Here is a 20,225-nt window from a genome sequence, read left to right on the forward strand (position 1 = left end):
CATCCCCACACCGCCCCCTCACACCTTCCCGATCCCCAGCGTGGACTCCGAAGGCAGCAGCCCCGAACCCAGCACCGCGACCCAGAACTCGCCGAGCAGCTCGGTCAGTCGGCTCCGGTCGGGCGGGGTGAGGGCGAGCCAGGGGGCGGCGGCCAGTTCGTCCGTGTGGCGCTCGACCTCGGCGCGGAGCTCGCGGCCCGCGGGTGTGGCGGTGCCGGATTCGGCCACGAGGCCGCGCGCGACCAGGCGTTCACGGGCGCCGCTCCACTCCCGCCGGCTCCAGCCACGGCTCTCGAAGCGCTCGACGCAGGCCGCGCCGATCGCCGCGAAGGACACAAGCGCTTCGACGGGGTCGAGCCCCGCGACGAGCAGCGCCGCGAGGTGACCGTCGCCCCGGTGCTCGCGCAGGATCGTCGCCGCATGCCACAGCTGCAGGTGCGGGGCGGCCGGCCACGCCAACTTCGCGTGGGCCGCGGCCATGGGCCGGACCGCGGTGTTCGCGGCCTCGGCGGCACGGCGCAACAGCCTTGCGGCCTCGACGAGTTCGGTGCTCGCCGCGCGGTCGCCGAATATCGCGCGGTACGCCCGGTCCATGCCCCGCTCCCTCGCCTTCAGCGCGTCCGCGGGGCTCGCGGTGTCCCACGCGCAGTCCATGTGCGCGGCGACCATCCGCGGGCTGAAGCTGTAGAAGGCGGATGACACGCGCTCGCTCCCGACCGCCCCCAACGGCGCGGCACGGAAGGGGAAGTAGGTCGGCCAGCGATCCTCCGCCGACCCGGCGTACCCGAGCGCGGCCGACTCCTCGAAGACCTCCGGCGCGTAGTAGAGCACCGCGTGCAGGGGCTCCAGCAAGTGCCACAGCCTGCGCACCTCGCCGAGCTCGATCCCGACCCCGGTCCCTGCCCCTGATCCCGGCCCGATTCCGGTCTCCATACCGACAGCCCCGTCCCCCTGAACCATCCCGGCCACCTCACTACCGTGCTCCGACATGACGAAACCCCCTCGCCCCGTCCCCGCCCACGCGACAACTTGACACTGACAAGATTTCCTGAACCCGTCGAACTTGTCAATGCCTAGATTCCGCGTACGCTGATGACCATGGAGACCGCGAAGACCACTCCCGAACGCCCCTATCACCACGGCGATCTGCGTCGCGCGATCCTGAGCGCCGCGCTCGACGTCATCGCCGCCGAAGGCCCGTCCGCGCTGAGCCTGCGCGACCTGGCCCGCCGGGCAGGCGTCTCGCACGCGGCTCCGGCCCACCATTTCAAGGACCGCACCGGCCTGCTCACGGCGATCGCCGCCGAGGGCCACGCGCTGCTGTCGGCCGCGCTCACCGAGGCCACGGACCTGCCGGACGCGGGCGTCCGCTACGTACGCTTCGCGCGTGAGCACCCCGCGCACTTCCAGGTGATGTTCACGCCGGAGCTGCTGCGCGAGAACGACCTGGAGCTGACCACGGCCCGCGCCCTGACCGCGGACCGCCTGCGCCAGGCCGTCGCCGACCGGGTGCCGGAACCCGGCACCGACCCCCGCCTCGCCGGAGTCGCCGCCTGGTCCCTGGCCCACGGCTTCGCCACGCTGCTCCTCGGCCACAACCTGGACGGCGCGGTCGGCGACCAGAACCCCGAGGAGATCTTCCACACCCTGACGGGAATGCTGTTCCAGCCACCGTCGGCATGAGCCTGAGGTTCGCCCTCTACGACCCGAGGATCGTCGCCAGGAACTCCCCGGTCCACCCCAGCAACTCCCGCCCGACCAGCGGCTTCCCGCCCACCTTCGCCGTCTTCGGGCGGGGCACCAGGAGCTGGTGGGCGGCCGGCTTGATGACCGTGCCCGGGTAGAGCCGCTTGAGGCGGAGTTCCTGGGACTCGCGCAACTCCGCCGGCGCGAAGCGGATGTTGTTGCCCTGAAGCACGACCTCGCCGACGCCGCACGCCCGCGCGAGCATCCGCAGGCCCGCGACGAGCAGCAGGTTCTCGACCGGCTCGGGCAGCTTGCCGTAGCGGTCGGTGAGTTCCTCGCGTACGGCCGTGACGTCCTCCTCCGTGTTGGCGGAAGCGATGGCGCGGTAGGCCTGCAGACGCAGCCGCTCGCCCGGCGCGTAGTCGTGCGGGACGTGCGCGTCGACCGGCAGCTCGATCTTGACCTCCAGGGGCGGCTCCTCCTCGACTCCGCCTTCCAGGGAGGCCCGGTAGTCCGCGACCGCCTCGCCGACCATACGGACGTACAGGTCGAAGCCGACGCCCGCGATGTGACCCGACTGCTCGCCGCCGAGCAGATTGCCCGCGCCTCGGATCTCCAGGTCCTTCATCGCCACGTACATGCCCGCGCCCATCTCCGTGTGCTGGGCGATGGTCGCGAGCCGCTCGTGCGCGGTCTCCGTCAGGGGCTTCTCCGGCGGGTACAGGAAGTAGGCGTAGCCGCGCTCACGGCCTCGGCCCACCCGGCCGCGCAGCTGGTGCAGCTGCGAGAGGCCGAAGTTGTCGCCGCGCTCCACGATCAGCGTGTTGGCGTTGGAGATGTCGATGCCGGATTCGACGATCGTGGTCGACACGAGCACGTCGAACCTCTTCTCCCAGAAGTCGACGACCACCTGCTCCAGAGCCTGCTCCCCCATCTGGCCGTGCGCCGTCGCGATACGCGCCTCCGGGACGATCTCACGCAGCCGCGCCGCCGCCCGGTCGATCGACTCGACCCGGTTGTGGATGTAGAAGACCTGGCCCTCGCGCAGCAGTTCGCGGCGGACGGCCGCGCCGATCTGCTTCTCCTCGTACGGGCCGACGAAGGTCAGCACCGGGTGCCGCTCCTCCGGCGGGGTGGTGATCGTGGACATCTCCCGGATGCCCGTCACCGCCATTTCGAGCGTACGGGGAATGGGGGTGGCGGACATCGTCAGCACGTCCACGTTGGCGCGCAGCTTCTTCAGCTGCTCCTTGTGCTCGACGCCGAAGCGCTGCTCCTCGTCGACGATGACCAGGCCCAGGTCCTTGAACTTGGTCTCGGCGGAGAACAGCCGGTGGGTGCCGATGACGACGTCCACCGCGCCGTCCCGCAGACCCTCGAGGACGGCCTTCGCCTCCGTGTCCGTCTGGAAGCGCGACAGGGCACGGACGTTCACCGGGAACTGCGAGTAGCGCTCGGAGAAGGTCCCGAAGTGCTGCTGCACCAGCAGCGTCGTCGGCACCAGGACCGCGACCTGCTTGCCGTCCTGCACCGCCTTGAAGGCCGCGCGGACCGCGATCTCCGTCTTGCCGTAGCCGACGTCGCCGCAGATCAGGCGGTCCATCGGGACCGTCTTCTCCATGTCCTCCTTGACCTCGGCGATGGTCGTGAGCTGGTCGGGGGTCTCCGCGTACGGGAAGGCGTCCTCGAGTTCGCGCTGCCAGGGGGTGTCGGAACCGAAGGCGTGGCCGGGGGCCGCCATGCGCGCGCTGTACAGCTTGATCAGGTCCGCCGCGATCTCCTTGACCGCCTTCTTGGCGCGCGCCTTGGTCTTCGTCCAGTCGGCGCCGCCCAGACGGTGCAGGGTGGGGGCCTCGCCGCCGACGTACTTGGTGATCTGTTCCAGCTGGTCGGTGGGGATGTAGAGGCGGTCGCCGGGCTGGCCGCGCTTGGCCGGGGCGTACTCCACCACCAGGTATTCGCGGGTCGCGCCCTGGACGGTCCGCTGCACCATCTCGATGTAGCGGCCGACACCGTGCTGCTCGTGCACGATGTAGTCGCCCGCTTCGAGCGTGAGCGGATCGATGGTCTTGCGGCGGCGGGCCGGCATGCGCGCGCCGTCCTTGCCGGCCGCCTTCTGGCCGGAGAGGTCGGTCTCCGTGAGAACGGCGAGCTTGAGCGCCGGGTCCACGAAGCCGTAGTCGATCGAACCGCAGGCGACCTGCACCACAGAGGGCGTCAGCTCGGTCAGCTCCGCGTCGAGGCGGGCCGCGATGCCCTCGCCGCCGAGGACCTCGACGGTACGGGCGGCGGGGCCGTGCGCCTCGGTGACGTACACCGTGCGCCAGCTGTCCGCGAGCCAGCCCTTGGTGTCGGCGAGCGCCCTCGCCGTGTCGCCGCGGTAGGTCTCGGGGGCGTGCATGCCGAGCTTGATGGTGTCCGCGTCCAGCTCCTCGTCGGCCGCGAACGGCGACACCGACCACCACATCATGTCCAGCTCGCGTGCCCGGTCGCGGACGTCCGCGATGGCCCACAAGGAGGCCGCGCCGACGTCGATGGGGGCCTCGCCGCCCCCTGCCGTCGCCGCCCAGGACGCCTGCAGGAACTCCTGCGAGGTCGCCACCAGGTCCGCGGCCCGCGTCCGCACCCGCTCCGGGTCGCAGACGACGGCCATCGAACCCTTGGGCAGGACGTCGAGCAGCAGTTCCATGTCGTCGACGAGGACCGGAGCCAGCGACTCCATTCCTTCCACGGCGATGCCCTCGGCGATCTTGCCGAGCAGTTCGCCCAGCTCGGGGTGTTCCTCGGCGAGCCGGGCCGCCCGCTCCCGCACCTCGTCCGTCAGGAGCAGCTCGCGGCAGGGCGGCGCCCACAGTCCGTGCTCGGCGACCTCGAGGGAGCGCTGGTCGGCGACCTTGAAGTATCGGATCTCCTCGACGTCGTCGCCCCAGAACTCCACCCGGAGGGGGTGCTCCTCGGTGGGCGGGAAGACGTCCAGGATGCCGCCGCGTACGGCGAACTCGCCGCGCTTCTCGACGAGCTCGACCCGGGAGTACGCGGCTGCCGCGAGCGCCTCGACGATCCCGCCCAGGTCAGCGCTCTGCCCCGTCCGCAGGGCGACGGGCTCCAGGTCTCCCAGGCCCTTGACCTGCGGTTGCAGCACCGAGCGTACCGGGGCGACGACCACCGACACCGGGCCGGTCTCGGGGTCGTCGGGGCGCGGGTGCGCCAGGCGGCGCAGCACGGCGAGACGGCGGCCGACGGTGTCCGAGCGGGGGGAGAGCCGCTCGTGCGGGAGCGTCTCCCACGACGGGTACTCCGCGACCGTGTCGGGCGGGAGGAGGGACCTGAGCGCCGCGGCCAGGTCCTCGGCCTCGCGTCCCGTCGCCGTCACGGCCAGTACGGGGCGGCCGGCGTCGCGGGCCAGGGCCGCCACCGCGAAGGGGCGGGCGGCGGGCGGGCCGACCAGGTCGATGTGCATCCGGTTGCCGTCGGTGGCGGCCTTCACCGCTTCCGCGAGGGCGGCGTCCTTGACGACGGCGTCGAGCAGACCGTGCAGGCTCATGAAGGGCTTCCATCCCGGAGAGAGGGCAACGCGAACCGCCCGACACGTCTCGACGGGCCGGGGTTGTCCAGCCTACGACGGCGCCGCGCTCCCTGTGAGACGCAAGAGGTGGCCGGCCCCCACCCCTGGCACGAGGGCCCATCACCAAGCCCCCCCCCGCAGCCATACCCCGGCCAGCCAGCGAACCGGGGCGCAGCCCCGCCTTGAGGGGCGCGGGGAACCGCGCGACCAGCCCCCACCGCCCCGCAGCCACACCCCAGCCACCCAGGAACCCGGGGCACCCCCCGCCCTTGAGGGGCGCGGGGAACTGCGCGACCAGCCCCCACCGCCCCGCAGCCAAGCAACCCGGCCCAGCCGACCTGACCCCATCCCCCACCCCACTGGAAGTGAGCCGCACCACAACCCACCCCCGACCCTCAACCACTCCCCACGTCCCCGGCGTATACCCCGTGACACGTGATCACGTACCGGGAGCCGCATGAGCTCGAACCCGACCCCCGCCGACACCGCCCCAGGAACCGACAGCGTCTCCCCAAGAACCGACAGCGCCCCCATACCCCCGCCGGTCACCGCCGTCCCCGGCCGTGACCGGCGCCCCCGCGACCCCCAGCTCCTGGCCGTCCTGTTCTTCACCGCGTACGCGACCCTGTCGGTCTGCCGCTGGCGGCATCTGGCGACCCGTTCCTGGGACCTCGGCATCTTCGAGCAGGCCGTCCGCGCCTACGCCCATCTGCGCGCCCCCGTCGCCGATCTCAAGGGGCCGGGCAGCAACGTCCTCGGCGACCACTTCAGCCCGGTCACCGCGCTCCTCGCGCCCGCCTACCGCCTCTTCCCCACCCCGGTCACCCTCCTCGTCGCCCAGGCCGCGCTGCTGGCCCTGTCCGCGGTCCCGGTCACCCGTGCCGCCGCCCGGCTCCTCGGCCGCTCCCGGGGACTGGCGCTGGGCCTCGCGTACGGGCTGTCGTGGGGGATCCAGCGCGCCGTCGACTTCGACTTCCACGAGATCTGCTTCGCCGTCCCGCTGATCGCCTTCGCTCTGGAAGCGGTCCTGGAGCGACGGTGGCGCGCGGCCCTGCTGTGGGCGTTCCCGCTGGTCCTCGTCAAGGAGGACCTCGGGCTCACCCTGGCCGCGATCGCCCTGGTCGTGGCCGTGCGGGCCCGTAGACCCGCCCCGCGTACGGCACTGTGCGCGCTCGGGGTCGCCGCCCTGGGAGTGCTGGCCGCGGTGCTCACGTTCACGGTGGTGATCCCGGCCTTCAACACCGCGGACACCTACACCTACTGGAACAAGGCCGGCGGTGATCCGCTCGACGGCCTGGGCACCAAACTCCGCACCCTCGCCTGGCTGCTGATCCCCACCACCGGTCTGCTGGCCCTGCGCTCCCCCCTCCTCCTGGTCGCCCTGCCGACCCTGGGCTGGCGTTTCCTCTCCTCCGACCCGCACTTCTGGGGCACGGACTGGCACTACAGCGCCGTCCTGATGCCGGTCCTCTCCCTCGCCCTCGCCGACGCGCTCTCCCGGGCCCGCTGGAGCCCGCGCCCGTGGCTGCGCTCGTACGCGCTGCACCTGCCCGCGGCCGTCGTCGCGGCCGCGCTCGCGCTGACGACCTCGCTCCCGCTGTCCGTGCTGGGCGAGTCCGCCGCGTATCGCAAGCCCGCGCGCGTGAGTGCCGTCGAGCGGCTGCTGGCGCGTGTCCCGGACGGGGCGAGCGTCGAGGCGAACGTCGGCCCGAGCAGTCGGCTCGTCGCTCGCTGCCGGGTCTTCTGGACGGGCGACACCGGTGGCGTCACCCCGGACTTCATCGCCCTCGACGACTCCGACCACGCGATCCAGGACGTCCAGGCGTACGCCGGCCGTCTGCACCCCCGCGCTGTGTACGACGTCGTGGGCGCCGCCTACGGCTACGTACTCCTGGAGCGGCGCACCTGAGGCACCGCGTACGGCCGCGGGCCCGGCCCAGGAGGTGAAGTCCTCCTGGGCCGGGCCCGTCCCCCGTAACCCCCGTATACGGTGGCTTTGCGGCGGCTGCTGCCGGCTAGTCGGTGGCGATGGCGTTCAGTACGTTCATCCGGCCCGCCCGGAACGCCGGGATCAGGGCGGCGAACAGGCCCACGAACGCCGAGCCGATGAAGACCCCGATGATGGTCGGCCAGGGGATCTCGAGGACCTTCAGGCCTTCCAGGGCGAGGAGTTTCTGGGCGGTGGCACCCCAGCCCATGCCCAGGCCGAGGCCGAGCAGCGCGCCGAAGAGGGCGATGACGACCGACTCCAGGCGGATCATGCGGCGCAGCTGGCGGCGGGACATCCCGATGGCGCGCATCAGGCCGATCTCGCGCGTCCGCTCCACCACCGACAGGGCGAGGGTGTTGATCACGCCGAGGACGGCGACGACGATCGCGAGGGCGAGCAGGCCGTAGACCATGTTCAGGAGCTGGCCGATCTGGTCCTTGAGCTCCTGCTTGTAGTCGCTCTGGTCGCGGACCTGGTACTGCGGGTACTGCTCCATGGACTTCTTCAGGGCCGCGTACGCCTGCTTCTCCTGGCCGTTCCTGGCGCTGGCGAACATGATCTGGTCCGGCGGGATCCGGTCGGCCGGGAGGTACTTCCGCATGGTCTCGGTGCTGAGGTACCGCGCGCCCTGGTCGATGGCCACGTCGTCGTCGGTGATCGCGGCGACCTTGAGCTTCGCCGTGCTGCCGCCCTTGAAGGCGACGGTCAGGGTGTCGCCGAGCTTGACGTGGTGCTTGGTGGCGAACTTCGAGCCGACGGACATGGAGTCCTTGCCGTAGGCGGCGGTCAGTTCACCGGCCGTCGTCTTGCGGTGCAGGTCCTGTGCGTAGGTGGGGTCGGCGGCCGTGACGCCGTCGCTGTCCGAGGAACCGTCGGGGGCGACGATCTTGGCCTCGATGTCCCGGTAGTGCGTGACGTGTTCCAGGCCGGGCGTCGTCTCGATGGCCTTCGCCGCCTGCGGGACGATCCGCTGGTTGCCCTGGATGATGAAGTCGGTGCCGACCGTCTTGTCGAGTTCGTCGGTCGCGGAGGCGACCATGGACGAGCCGACCACCGACAGGCAGGCGACCAGGGCGAGGCCGATCATCAGGGCCGCGCCGGTGGCTCCGGTGCGGCGCGGGTTGCGCAGCGCGTTGCGCTCCGCCATCCGTCCGACGGGGCCGAAGAAGCGCAGCAGTACCGCGCTGATCACCCGGACGACACCGCCCGCGAGCAGCGGGCCGATGATGACGAACCCGATCAGGGTCAGGACGACTCCCGCGCCCAGCACCAGCGAACCGTCGCTCGCCTTGTCGGCATTGGCCGCCGTGAAGAGCGCGAAGGTTCCGGCGCCGGTGAGGACCAGGCCGATGATTCCGCGGACGAGACCGGCCTTGCCGTCCGCCGGTGTACCGGCGTCGCGCAGCGCGGCCATCGGGGAGACCTTGCCGGCCCGGCGGGCGGGCAGATAGGCGGCGAGGACGGTGACCACGACACCGAGCACGAGTCCGATGACCGGGGTCGTCGCCTTGACCGTCAGATCGCGGGTGGACAGGTCCATGCCCGCCGCCGACATGAGCTTCATCAGGCCGACCGCGAGGCCGACGCCCGCGCCGACGCCGAGGATCGAGCCGAAGACGCCGAGCAGGGTCGCCTCGACCAGGACGGACCGGTTGACCTGCTTGCGGGACGAGCCGATCGCCCGCATCAGGCCGATCTCGCGGGTGCGCTGGGCGACCAGCATGGAGAAGGTGTTGATGATCAGGAAGATGCCGACCAGGAAGGCGATCCCGGCGAAGCCGAGCATGGCGTACTTGATGACGTTCATGAAGGAGCCGACGCCGGAGCGGTTCTCGTCGGCGTACTCCTTCTGCGTCTGCACCTTGTACGCGCCGGCGCCGATCGAGGAGATGACGTTCTGCTTGAGCGTGTCGTTGGTGACACCGGTGGCGGCGGAGAGGTTGATGTGGGTGAACCGGCCGGTGGCGCCGAGCAGTTCGCGCTGGGCGGTGGCGGTGTCGAAGTAGACGACGGCGGCACCGGGGTTGGTCACCTTGAAGGTGGCGATGCCGACGATCCGGGCCTTGAAGTCACCGGTGACGGCGATGGTGCGCAGTTCGTCGCCGAGCTTGAGGTGGTGCTTGTCGGCGGTGTCGGCGTCGACCATCGTCTCGGTCGGCCCGCGCGGGGCGTGACCGGAGGTGATCTCCATCGAACGCAGGTCGTTGCGCGTCCAGTTGCCGGCGATCGTCGGGGCCCCGGTGCTCGACCCCATGTTCTTGTTGGCGCTGTTGACGACGGTCACGTTCATCGAACTGACCGCGCCCTCGGCGTACTTGACGCCCTGCGTCTTCTTGGCCCGCTCCAGGACCGAGGCGGGCAGCGAGTCGGGCCTGCCGTTCTGCGGGGTGTTGTCGCTCTTGGCCGTCTTCGGCGAGACGGTCACGTCGGAGGAGGTGGCGGCGAACAGCTTGTCGAACGTCGTGTTCATGGTGTCGGTGAACACCAGCGTGCCGCAGACGAAGGCCACGGACAGCAGCACCGCGACCGCCGACAGCGCCATCCGCCCCTTGTGCGCGAAGAAGTTGCGCATCGAGGTCTTCAGGACGGTCATGACGTACGCCCCCGCGCGTCGAAGTCCTTCATGCGGTCGAGGACCTGGTCGGCCGTCGGCTGGTACATCTCGTCGACGATCCGGCCGTCGGCGAGGTACAGCACACGGTCCGAGTACGAGGCCGCCACCGGGTCGTGCGTCACGATCACGATGGTCTGGCCGAGCTCGTCCACGGAGCGGCGCAGGAAGCCCAGCACCTCCGCGCCCGCCCGGGAGTCGAGGTTTCCGGTCGGCTCGTCCCCGAAGATGATCTCGGGGCGCGCGGCGAGTGCCCGTGCCACCGCGACGCGCTGCTGCTGGCCGCCGGAGAGCTGGCTGGGCCGGTGCTTGAGCCGGCCGGCGAGTCCGACGGTCTCCACGACCTGGTCGAGCCAGCCCTTGTCGGGCTTGCGGCCCGCGATGTCCATCGGCAGCGTGATGTTCTCTATCGCGTTCAGCGTCGGCAGCAGGTTGAACGCCTGGAAGATGAAGCCGATCCGGTCCCGGCGCAGCTGCGTGAGCTTCTTGTCCTTGAGCCCGGTGATCTCGGTCTCGTCGAGGTGGATCTGGCCACTCGTCACGGTGTCGAGTCCGGCGAGGCAGTGCATCAGCGTGGACTTGCCGGACCCCGAGGGGCCCATGATCGCGGTGAACTGCCCCCGCGCGATGTCCACGTCGACCCGGTCCAGGGCGACGACCCGGGTCTCCCCGGACCCGTACGCCTTGACGACCTGCCGCGCCCGCGCGGCAACGGCCGTACGCCCTCCAGTGCCCCCGTGCCTGGGAATGGTCACAGCCGATGTCACGGTGTATCTCCTATGTCGGTCAGCGGATGAAGTGCTCTTCGCTACGTCGGTAAGTCTGGTGGCGGGGGGTGGTCCGGCGCGCTGGTGCCCAGCGCAGTCTTCTACGGGGGAAAACCCCACCCCCGCGGGTTCGGCCCACCGCCCTCAGCGGCATAAAGCCAGGTTAAGGACGGCCTCGCCCTGTCTCGTCCTCCGCCGGTACGAACGCCCCCCGAGCCCTAGTGGGGAGAGACCCCTAGGGGCAGTCCACCCTTCGGTGGAGTCCCTCTCGGGGTTGCCTCCACCCTCGGTCCCGGTCAGCGTCCACCCTCCCGCTACGTGAAGGTCAAGTGAGATGGTGGGGGACGGCGGATAGTTGCAGGGGGAACCGATCAGGGGAGGCGCTCCAGTGGGCCAGGGGGACACCGGAATACGGGCCGCGGCGACGAAGCACCCATCGGCCTCGCGCAGCCGCAGGGGTGCCGTCGTCGCCGCCCTGATGCTCTCCATGGCGCTGGCCGCGCTCGACTCCACCATCGTCTCCACGGCCGTACCGCAGATCGTCGGCGACCTCGGCGGCTTCTCCGTCTTCTCCTGGCTGTTCTCGGGCTATCTGCTCGCGGTGACGGTCACCCTGCCGGTGTACGGGAAGCTCTCCGACACCTTCGGCCGCAAGCCGGTCCTCGTCGCGGGCGCCGCCGTCTTCCTCCTCGGCTCGCTGCTGTGCGCCACCGCCTGGAACATGGCCGCGCTCATCGCCTTCCGGATCGTGCAGGGGCTGGGCGGCGGCGCGTTGCAGGGCACGGTGCAGACGCTCGCCGCGGACCTCTACCCGCTCAAGGAGCGCCCCAAGATCCAGGCCAAGCTGTCCACGGTGTGGGCGACCTCGGCGATCGCGGGCCCCTCCCTCGGCGGGGTGCTCGCCGCGTACGCCGACTGGCGCTGGATCTTCCTCATCAACCTGCCGATCGGCGCGCTGGCGCTGTGGCTGATCGTCCGCCATCTGCACGAGCCGGTACGGGAGTCCTCCGGCCGCCGCCCCCGGATCGACTGGGCGGGCGCGCTGGCCGTCTTCGCCTGCGGTGGTGTGCTGCTCACCGCGTTGGTGCAGGGCGGGGTCGCCTGGGACTGGCTGTCGGCCCCCTCGCTCGCCCTGTTCGGTACGGGACTCGCGCTGATCGGTGCCGTGGTCGTGATCGAACGCCGGGCGGCCGAGCCGATCATCCCCGGGTGGGTGTGGCGGCGCCGCACGATCGCGGCCGTCAACCTGGCGCTCGGCGCACTGGGCCTGCTCATGGTCGCCCCCACCGTGTTCCTGCCCACGTACGCGCAGGCGGTCCTCGGCCTCGCGCCCGTCGCCGCCGGATTCGTGCTCTCCGTGTGGACGTTGAGCTGGCCGGTGTCGGCGGCGTTCAGCCAGCACGTCTACGGGCGGATCGGCTTCCGCAACACCGCGATGCTCGGCATCGCCGCCGCGACCCTGATCCTGCTCGCCTTCCCCTTCCTGCCCTACCCCGGTGAGCCCTGGCAGCCGGCCCTGCTGATGCTTCTGCTCGGCGGCGCCCTGGGCCTCTTCCAACTCCCCCTGATCATCGGCGTCCAGTCGACGGTCGGCTGGGAGGAGCGCGGCACGACGACGGCGTCGGTCCTCTTCTGCCGCCAGACCGGCCAGACCGTCGGCGCGACCCTGTTCGGCGCGATCGCCAACGGGGTGCTGGCCGCGCGGCTCGGCGGCGCCGGGGACCTGGACGCGGTGACGCGGGCGCTGGACTCGGGCGCGCCCGCCGAGCATGTGCGCCGCGCGGTCGCCGACGCGGTCCACGCCGTCTACCTGGGTGCGGCAGGCGCCGCCGCGCTCGCCTTCCTGGTCCTGCTGTTCGTGGCACCGCGGCGCTTTCCGGTCATCAAGAATCCCGGGGACTGAGAAGGATCACGCAACGACGCTCCGCCCTGACGGCGTTCGTCACCGCTCTGGGGGGACAGAACCATCGAAGACGTTGTGCAGGTCGTCGAACAGGCTGATGTCACAGGGCGTCAAGCGGGTCGTCTCAGCCACTTCGACGACGGTCGTCGCGATCGCCAGAACGACGCGCAAGTACTCGGCCCTGCGCCCTGATTCCATCAGGTCCACCAGGCCCGCTTGGAGGTACCTGCTGTGGAACTTCGGGGCTGAGTACTGGACGTCCCTGACGACAGGCGGCAACCCCAGCTTCCCGGCGCCGACGCCGGTCCACAGGACGGGCACGACCGCCGTCTCGCCCTGGCCGGCTGTCCGGCGAGCCAGATCTCGGCGCCGGCTGAACGCGTCCCATTCCATGCCGCACCACGCACTCTTGAAGTACTGGGGTGAGTACAGCGGTATGAACACTCGGGCACTGGCCAGCGCGAGTTTCATCTCCTCTTCCCAACGCGTACCCGAAGGCAGTCCTTCGTCGAAAAAGCCGAAGTCCGACCCCTGGAAGTCGGTCATTTCACGGATCATCTTGGTCAGATCAGTAAAGAAGCGATGCTCTGGACTGAGGCGCTCACCAGGGATGCGCCGTCTGCGGGCGTAACTCAGATAGAAGTACGGCACTCGCGTCGGTGGAACCGCCGACGTGTGCTCTGGTTCCCGATCACGGGCCCGGATGCTTGCCGGGGGCCGCGACCTCAACGTGGCCAGGAGTTCAGGCGTGACCTCGATCTCCGTCCTCGTGCCGGCGGCGGATGCCACAAGGACGGACCGCAGCCTCCCGGCCGAGTCGATCAGTGCCGTGCCCTGCGGAAGAGTGCGCGCCGCCGAGCGGGCGGGACTGAGTCGAAACCCCCTGCCTTGCTGTTGGGGCGGGTACCACGCCGCCACGGTGACCGGGCGCTTCGCGGTCAGTGCGAGAGGTGCTGGTGGGAAGACATCCTCTGTCATGACCAACAGAGCCAGTCTCGGGTCGTCGAGCCGCCGGACCGAGTTGTTCACGCCAACGGCCGGACCGCTGCGTTGATGGAGATGGAGCGCGCCGCGGCTCACGTCAACGTCGGCAGCGGTGAGCACCGTACGCGGCGCCACCACGACCCCGGTACCGAGAAAGGCATCACCTTGACTGATCCAGACCAGGGAGTGCAGGAACCTTGCGATTCCCGCTCTCCTCTCCAACACGCCCTGGACATAGGTACCGACAGACAAGCGGCTGACCTTGATGGACGACACGACCGCTGCCAAGTCCAGCGGACGCGTCGTTCCCGTCACCTCGATCAGTTCGGCCAGATCGCCGATGTGGTCCCACAGCTCTCCGTGCTGTGAGGCAAGGGCCGACTCAAGGTAGGCCAGGGCCGAGGCGGGGCTGAAGTCGTCCAGGGTCAGCGTCTCGTGCGGCCCCGGCCAGCGCGCCCCCTCGTCGAGAGTCACCAACACGCTGCCGTAGCCCTCCGGCGGTAGCCACTGCGGCACGGGTTCTCGCCAGCGAGAGGCGACGGCCAGGGCTTCCGGGGCGGCACCGTCGTAGATCAACAGCCAGCCCGGGTGTGCGCGCAGATGGGCGCGGAGGCGGGCCATGAGGAGATTGGGGAAGTTGGTGTCCCGGTTGCTGGTGAGCCCGAGGTCGGCGGCAAACGCAATGAGATCGTCCACCAGGACCTCGCGGGTGTGGGCACGGATCCAGCGGACCATGCTGAACTCCGCGGCCGCCCCCCGTGCACACTCGATGGCCAGCGCGGTCTTGCCCACGCCCGGGGGCCCGTCGATCACGCACGTTGCCGTACCCCTGAGGGGACGGATCCCGGTGGCCCTGGCACCGGCCCGGAGCAACACCTTCATGATGCGAGAAGTCGCGCCTCGGCCGACGTAGTTCTCCGGAAGCTCCGGTACCCGGCTGAGCACCCTCACCCTGGTAGGGGACGACTCCCCCGCCCCCCTGGCCTCAGCCTCGGTCTCGGACACGGCCGGAGCTTCGCCCGGCGCCCCACCTCGCGCCCGCGCCCGCGGGGACCAGAACGGCCACGTTCGCCGCTCCCTTGTTCTGGGCTCGGCCTCTCCCTGCTCCGGACCGGCAGCCGAAGGTGTCGTCGCCGTCCCCTCAGCACCCGTCAGCCGCGCGACCAAGTCCCCGTAGTCGCCCCCCGCTCCCCGGATGACGGCCAAGGCCACCTCCGCGAACGCCCTGCTGTCCGCGGGCAGTTCGAGGCCGTCCAGGCCGCCGTCCAGCCCTGTGGCGACGAGCGCCGCGAAGTCGGTCACACCACCGCCCAGTGTCTCCGCGACCCGCTCGCTCACGCCGTTGACGACCTGCTGCAGCACGCGCAGCGACTCTGTCCGGGTCAGCCGGGCCAGCAGGGCCTCACGCACACCGTCACGGAAGTCGTACAGCACGGCGTCCGGGTCCTCACTGGGTTCGGCCGGGGTGCGACGAACGAGAAGGCCGGAGAGGAAGATCTCGGAGAGCTGCATGGGGGTGGCGGTGGCCGGCAGCATGGTGCGCTGGACCAGCCGCATCACCGGGAGGCTGAGCGGGGCCGCTGCCAGCAGACGCAGGAGACTGAAGGCATCCGAGGAGTAGCCCGCTTCGAAGCGTTCGACCCAGCCGGCCGGGGTGCGGGGCTCATCGGCCGGCGTGGCGAGGCCGGGCCGGTCCACGACGGTGAGCGGGGCGGCGCGCAAGGGTGTCCAGTCGGTGGTGCGACCGGAAACGAGACGGGCCCAGGGGTTGAGCCAGGGACCGGAGACCTCCAGCACCGGCAGCCAGCGGATGCGCGCCCGCTCGACGGCACCGGCGCGGCCGCGGGGAATGCCGGGAAGGGGACCGGAGGTACGGACCTGGAACGTGGCGTGGGGTGCTTCGCCACCGCGCGCCCGGACCGGGGACGTACGCAGTGCCGTGCGGTGCCACAGGCGGCTGGGCAGGACCTGGAGCGCGGCCACAGGACGCTCCCGGGACCAGTCGGCGAGCGCGGCGGGCAGTTCGTTGCCGTACCAGGTCGGCCCGACACCGTCCGTCAGGACCAGGACGACCCGCCGTCCGGTGGGGTCACGCAGGGCCTCCCGCCAGCGCCGCGTGGTCCACGGGGTCTGTGCGCCGCGGCGGAACGGCGCGAGGCGCGGCTCCGGCCCGTCGGTGTGCAGCGCCCAGCAGCGGATGTCGGCGAAGGCTCCGTGCCGTTCGAGCAGGGTGCGCAGTTCGCCGGCCAGACGGTGCCAGACGGTCATGGTCGTGCCGACGTCGATCAGCAGGTCGACGGAGAAGCAGCGTTCGACCGAGGGGCGCAGCACCGGCAGCAGCAGCCCGGTGTCACCGGAGGCGGCTGCCGTGGCCTGCACGTCCAGGGTGCGGGCACCCGCCGAGGCGACGGTCCGGCGCAGTGGGCGCAGGGCCCGGGCCAGGGAGAGGACATCGATGAGTGCGGGTGGTTGCGCAATGCGGATGGCGTGCGCGCCACCGGAGGAGGTCCGGGTGGCGCCGGAACCGCCGGGCAGGTGGATGCGCGCCGATGGGGGCTCGGCGCCGAGGTCCGGGCCGGGGCCGGGGTCCGGCACCGGAACCGGCGGCGGTTCGGCCGGCTGCGGAGGGGCCGTCGGGTCGTTGCCGGATCCGATGAGCGACCAGTCCACCGGGCCGAGTCCGCTGAGCCGGGCGATCCACAACGCGTCCAGTGCGTCGAGCGCGTCGGGTTCGCCACCGGCATCCAGCAGACGTGCCAGTTCCCTCCGCAGGAGCCCGTCGCCCGACATGACCGGATCGTCCTCGGCCCCGTGCGACCGGCCCGGCTCCTCCTGGAGGTCGTCGTCGTCCGGCACGGCCGGTTCAGCCCTGGTCCAGTGGACGCAACAGGTGGTCGAGGAGCAGGGCCCTGCCGGTCTCGCCGTCCCACAGGCCTCGTTCGGCCATGAGCAGGGCGTTGAGCAACTGATCGTTCGCCAATGCTCCGATCTCCCGCTGCCGGGTGAGGAATTCAGCGATGAGTTCGGCCCGCGCTCCGGTGGGTTCCGGCGCGGGCGTCCCGGGCGGGTCGAGGTGGGCCGCGACGATACCGGCCAGCCGCTTCGGGTCGGCCGCCCCGATCTCCAGCCGAATACAGCGCCGCAGGAAGGCCATCGGAAACTCGCGCTCCTCGTTGCTGGTCAGCACCACGAACGGGAACTCGGCGCAGGCCACTTCGCCTCCGCTGACATCGACCTTCCGACGGTCGGCGGTCATCACCCGCTGCGGCTGCCCCCCGAGCCGGGCCAGTTCCGGAACGACGAACTCGCCCTCCTCGAAGACGTTGAGCAGGTCGTTGGGAAAGTCCATGTCACTCTTGTCGATCTCGTCGATCAACAGGACCCGGGGCCGACGCCAGGGCAACAGGGCCGTTCCGAGTGGCCCGAGCCACATGTACTGGCCGATGTCGGGCGGCTGGTGGCGCGCGCCATGGCCGCTCGCCAGAGCTCCGGCGTTGCGCAGCCCGGCGTCGTAGAGGCGGCCGACGGCGTCGTACTCGTACAGCCCGTCCTTGAGGGTGGAGCGGCTGGTGATGGCCCAGCGCAGTACGGGGCCGAGTCTCAGCTCGTGTGCCACGGCGTACGCGAGGGTGGACTTGCCCGTGCCGGGCTTGCCGGTGAGCAGCAGTGGGCGGCGCAGATGCAACGCGAGATTGACGAGGTGGATCTCCTTCTCTCCGGCCTGGTACGCGGCGCCCTGTCCGGCCCGGCCGAGGTGCCGCTGGACGGCGTCGTCGTCGGTGGCCTCCGGCGGCTCGTGCAGACGCACGTGGTCCGTACCGCCATGCCGGAAGGCCCGCCAGGGAGGCGCCGGAGGCAGCCTTCGGATGCCGTCGTGCGGGGTGCCGGTGCCCTGGTAGACCCACCAGTCCTGTCGCTGCGTCATGCTGCTCCTCCGTCGGCTTCGCGGGTGCCGGACATCTGGTGGTCCTGGTCGCCGTGGACACTCGTGGGGTCGTCCCACAGCAGGGTGATGTGGTTGCTCAGACTCAGCGGGTCACGGCGGTCGACCCTGCGTGCCTGGAGCACACTGTCCGGCAGGTCGGCCAGCAGGGCAGGCGGTTCGCTGTCACGCAGCGCGTCCAGCAGCAGGCCGGGGTCTCCCCTGTCCCGCCGCCAGACCATGACGGGGATGCCGTCCTCCAGTAGGGCCTCGCACACCGACTCCCGGATGAGGGGGTCGTGGTCGTCGTACGGGGTACCAAGGCCAAGGCAGGCCAGTTCGGCGTTCTCCCGCAGCCAGCCCTCGACTTCCGCGGGGTCGGTCAGCCTCAGGGGCGGATACTTCCCCGTGGGCCACTTCCACTGCACGGCCGTGGAGTCCTCGTCGACGTTCGCTCCTTCCACCGTGGCGCACGGACCCATCCAGCCGATGCGCTCCAGCGCGTCGCCGGGCCAAAAGCCGCGGTCGAGCGCTTCCCAGCGGCGGATCCATTCGCCGTGGATCGAGTTGTCCTGGTAACGGGGCAGGGACCGCACGACGACCTGGCAACTGTGACTCAAGGGGATTCCGGCGGAGCCGCCCGGCCACAGCTCCGCGGGGTAGCCGAGCAGCGAGTGCGGCAGCAGGAACTCCACCCGCTTGCTCACGCCCCTGCCGGCCTCCGCCTGTTCACGCCATGCGGCCAGGAAGTCGCGGCCTCGGCTCTCCAACTCGTCTCCGGTGAACAGGCCGGGCAGGGATCGTGCGCCCCGGAAGGCCGGCCGGGCGTCGCCGGTGCGCTCGTAGTAGAAGCCGCGCAGGGAGTAATGGCGCTTGGTGTACGGCAGGTCGCCCGGGGCGTCTTCTTCCTCGACCCGTATCTGGACGATGACCTGCCGCTCCACGTCCGCGGACCGCGGTGTGGTCTCGGACGGAGCCCTTTTCCTCGTCATGGCGCCGCAGCCGTCCGGGATGTGCGCGAGCAGCCGGGCGAGCCCGTCGCCCTGCCCGTCCGGCACGGGTTCCTCGCTGAGCAGCCGGAGAAAGCGCAGCATGTCCGCGTGACTGCCGGAAGCGTCGGCTCCGTCCACCTGCGCGTCGTGGAGCCGCAGCAGCACGAGAGGGAGGGGGCCGGTATCCAGCGGCCGCCCGGAGTCACGGCGCTCGGACGCGTAGAGGGACACCGCGCGTCCCCCGAACTCCGGTTGGTACGACCGCAGTTCTCTGATGAGAGCAAGCATGTGGCGGGTGGGCAGCGGGCCCGGCACGGTGAGCACCGTGACGGCGAGGTCGAACCACGCGGTATCGATGTCGTCCCCGTCGATACGCAGCAGGACATCCCGTAAGGACTTCAGCATCGAGGTTCGCCGGGCGGTGTCGACCACGGCCCGCAGGTGGTCACGGGCGACGTTGTGCTCGGGGGTGTCCTTCCGAAGTCGGCCACCGGTCTCCTCGAGCAGGTGGTGACGGCCTTCGAGCCGCTGCAGCCTCGGGATGTCGGTCAGGATCTCCGTCAGCAGTTCGGTCGTCTCCCGGTAGGCGCGGGCGTGCGGCGGCTGCGGCTCGGCACCGTGGTGCGCGGGGCGTCTCCCGAACAGCCGGCGCCAGCGGCGCACTCACTCCTCCCCGAGAGCGAGGCCGGCGGCGACCAGCTGGGCTCGCACGCCCTCGGTGCCGGTGTCGTCCGGCGCGATCTCCGCGAGGGCGATGTACATGGCCTTCAGCGTGGCATCGCGCGCCAGAGTGCGGCCGCTGCGGCGGACGAGGGCCCTCAGATGCGTCCGGGCATCGGGGCTCTCCGCGACGGGGAAGGCGTGGCCGAGGCCCAGGATCTCGCCCATCAAGTCCAGCAGTTCGTGGCGGACGGCGAGTTGGTGCAGTGCCTTGCAGGCGAAGAGCGCACCGGTCAAGGCCTGCGCGTCGGGGAAACTGAAGGTCGTGGGAGGCGGTTGCGGGGGCGGAACCGGCGTCGACTCGACCACCGCCGGGGGCAGCACCAAGGACGGTCGGACCGTCTCCCCTTCGGTCTGTTCGCGGGGCGGCAGCCGCGGCACCCGGCCCAGGGGCGGCACTGTCTCGTACGGCTGGTCGGTCAGCAACCGCAGCAGCTTCTCCCCACCGGCGACGGTGAACTCCTCGACGGGGTAATGGGCGTGGGAGCGGCCACCCAGCCAGACAGGCAGGTCGGCGGGGGAGCCTCCGGGCAGGACGACGGGGATGATCCGGTCCAGTGCCGCGACGGGGTCTTCGTAGACCAGGTTCCGCAACAGCAGGGCCTCCCACCGCACACCCATGCCCTCGCCGGCCGGGGCGTCGCCCTCGGCCCGCCGCTTGTACTCCGGGGAGGCGACGACGAGCACGTGGCGGCTGTCCCGGATGCCGCGCAGCATCCACAGGGCCCAGTCCTGGCGTCGTTCGCCGGCGGGCAGGTCGAGCTGGCCGTCGATCCCGCACGAGCGCAGGAACTTCCAGAACGCCCTGACCTGATCAACATGCTCCTGATGGTCATGCGCATATGAGATGAACGCCGACGCGGTTGACGGCCCCTCAGCCATGTGGCATCCCCCTGCCCTCCCGCGCACCACGACGAGTGCGTACATCATGGCCCAAGCCCAGGTGCCGGGAGGCGCGTTTGCCGATGCCGTCCCGCCGTCCACGGAAACGGACCGCGATCACCGGAACGCCCAGCACGATGCGCGCTCGCCGAGCGGCGCGCACCCCCGCACCAGGAGCCACGGAGCGGGCACAGCGGGGCCGT

11 protein-coding genes are annotated in these 20,225 nt (G+C 71.0%); 3 read left to right on the top strand and 8 right to left on the bottom strand.

All coding sequences use genetic code 11. The annotated features are described in order from the left end of the window. Positions 1-18 precede the first annotated feature (18 nt). Complete coding sequence (locus ACIQTP_RS39885) at positions 19-933, bottom strand: hypothetical protein (RefSeq protein ID WP_403409259.1); 915 nt, start codon at positions 931-933, stop codon at positions 19-21. Positions 934-1,098: 165 nt separating this feature from the next. On the opposite strand from ACIQTP_RS39885, the gene ACIQTP_RS39890 reads away from it, so the two are divergent. Next, positions 1,099-1,683 (top strand): TetR/AcrR family transcriptional regulator, encoded by a 585-nt coding sequence (locus tag ACIQTP_RS39890; protein ID WP_403409195.1) that lies wholly within the window; start codon positions 1,099-1,101, stop codon positions 1,681-1,683. 16 nt (positions 1,684-1,699) lie between these two features. On the opposite strand, the gene mfd is transcribed toward ACIQTP_RS39890, so the two are convergent. Beyond that, positions 1,700-5,230, bottom strand: a complete 3,531-nt coding sequence (gene mfd / locus ACIQTP_RS39895) for a transcription-repair coupling factor (RefSeq protein ID WP_403409198.1) — start codon at positions 5,228-5,230, stop codon at positions 1,700-1,702. 478 nt (positions 5,231-5,708) lie between these two features. Between mfd and ACIQTP_RS39900 the strand changes: the two genes are divergently transcribed. Beyond that, the gene (locus ACIQTP_RS39900; protein ID WP_403409201.1) at positions 5,709-7,160 is read left to right on the top strand and encodes a DUF2079 domain-containing protein; all 1,452 of its coding nucleotides are present in this window, start codon (positions 5,709-5,711) and stop codon (positions 7,158-7,160) included. 106 nt (positions 7,161-7,266) lie between these two features. Here the strand turns inward: ACIQTP_RS39900 and ACIQTP_RS39905 are convergent, their stop codons facing one another. Beyond that, positions 7,267-9,834, bottom strand: coding sequence for an ABC transporter permease (locus tag ACIQTP_RS39905; RefSeq protein WP_403409204.1), 2,568 nt, complete (start codon positions 9,832-9,834; stop codon positions 7,267-7,269). Beyond that, positions 9,831-10,619, bottom strand: coding sequence for an ABC transporter ATP-binding protein (locus ACIQTP_RS39910; RefSeq protein WP_402042036.1), 789 nt, complete (start codon positions 10,617-10,619; stop codon positions 9,831-9,833). The genes ACIQTP_RS39905 and ACIQTP_RS39910 overlap by 4 nt, the downstream gene beginning before the upstream one ends. A 409-nt stretch (positions 10,620-11,028) precedes the next feature. Here ACIQTP_RS39910 and ACIQTP_RS39915 point away from each other — a divergent pair, with 409 nt between their 5' ends. Further along, a complete protein-coding gene (locus ACIQTP_RS39915; protein WP_403409262.1) occupies positions 11,029-12,522 on the top strand; it encodes an MFS transporter in 1,494 nt (497 codons plus the stop codon). Between the two features lie 39 nt (positions 12,523-12,561). Here ACIQTP_RS39915 and ACIQTP_RS39920 read toward each other — a convergent pair whose 3' ends face one another. The 4 genes from ACIQTP_RS39920 to ACIQTP_RS39935 are packed head-to-tail and all read right to left on the bottom strand — an operon-like array spanning position 12,562 to position 20,022. Then, positions 12,562-16,362: a TIR-like protein FxsC gene (locus ACIQTP_RS39920; RefSeq protein WP_403409207.1), complete on the bottom strand. Its 3,801-nt coding sequence runs from the start codon at positions 16,360-16,362 to the stop codon at positions 12,562-12,564. Positions 16,363-16,369: 7 nt separating this feature from the next. Further along, positions 16,370-17,431 carry an AAA family ATPase gene (locus ACIQTP_RS39925; protein WP_403409210.1) on the bottom strand — a complete coding sequence of 354 codons (1,062 nt, stop codon included), beginning with the start codon at positions 17,429-17,431 and terminating at the stop codon, positions 16,370-16,372. Next, on the bottom strand, positions 17,428-19,083 hold the full coding sequence (locus ACIQTP_RS39930; RefSeq protein ID WP_403409213.1) for a hypothetical protein: 1,656 nt from the start codon (positions 19,081-19,083) through the stop codon (positions 17,428-17,430). The genes ACIQTP_RS39925 and ACIQTP_RS39930 overlap by 4 nt, the downstream gene beginning before the upstream one ends. Continuing rightward, complete coding sequence (locus ACIQTP_RS39935; RefSeq protein ID WP_403409216.1) at positions 19,084-20,022, bottom strand: SEFIR domain-containing protein; 939 nt, start codon at positions 20,020-20,022, stop codon at positions 19,084-19,086. Between the last annotated feature and the right edge of the window lie 203 nt (positions 20,023-20,225).

The organism is Streptomyces sp. NPDC090798 (assembly GCF_044768965.1).
Classification (GTDB): domain Bacteria; phylum Actinomycetota; class Actinomycetes; order Streptomycetales; family Streptomycetaceae; genus Streptomyces.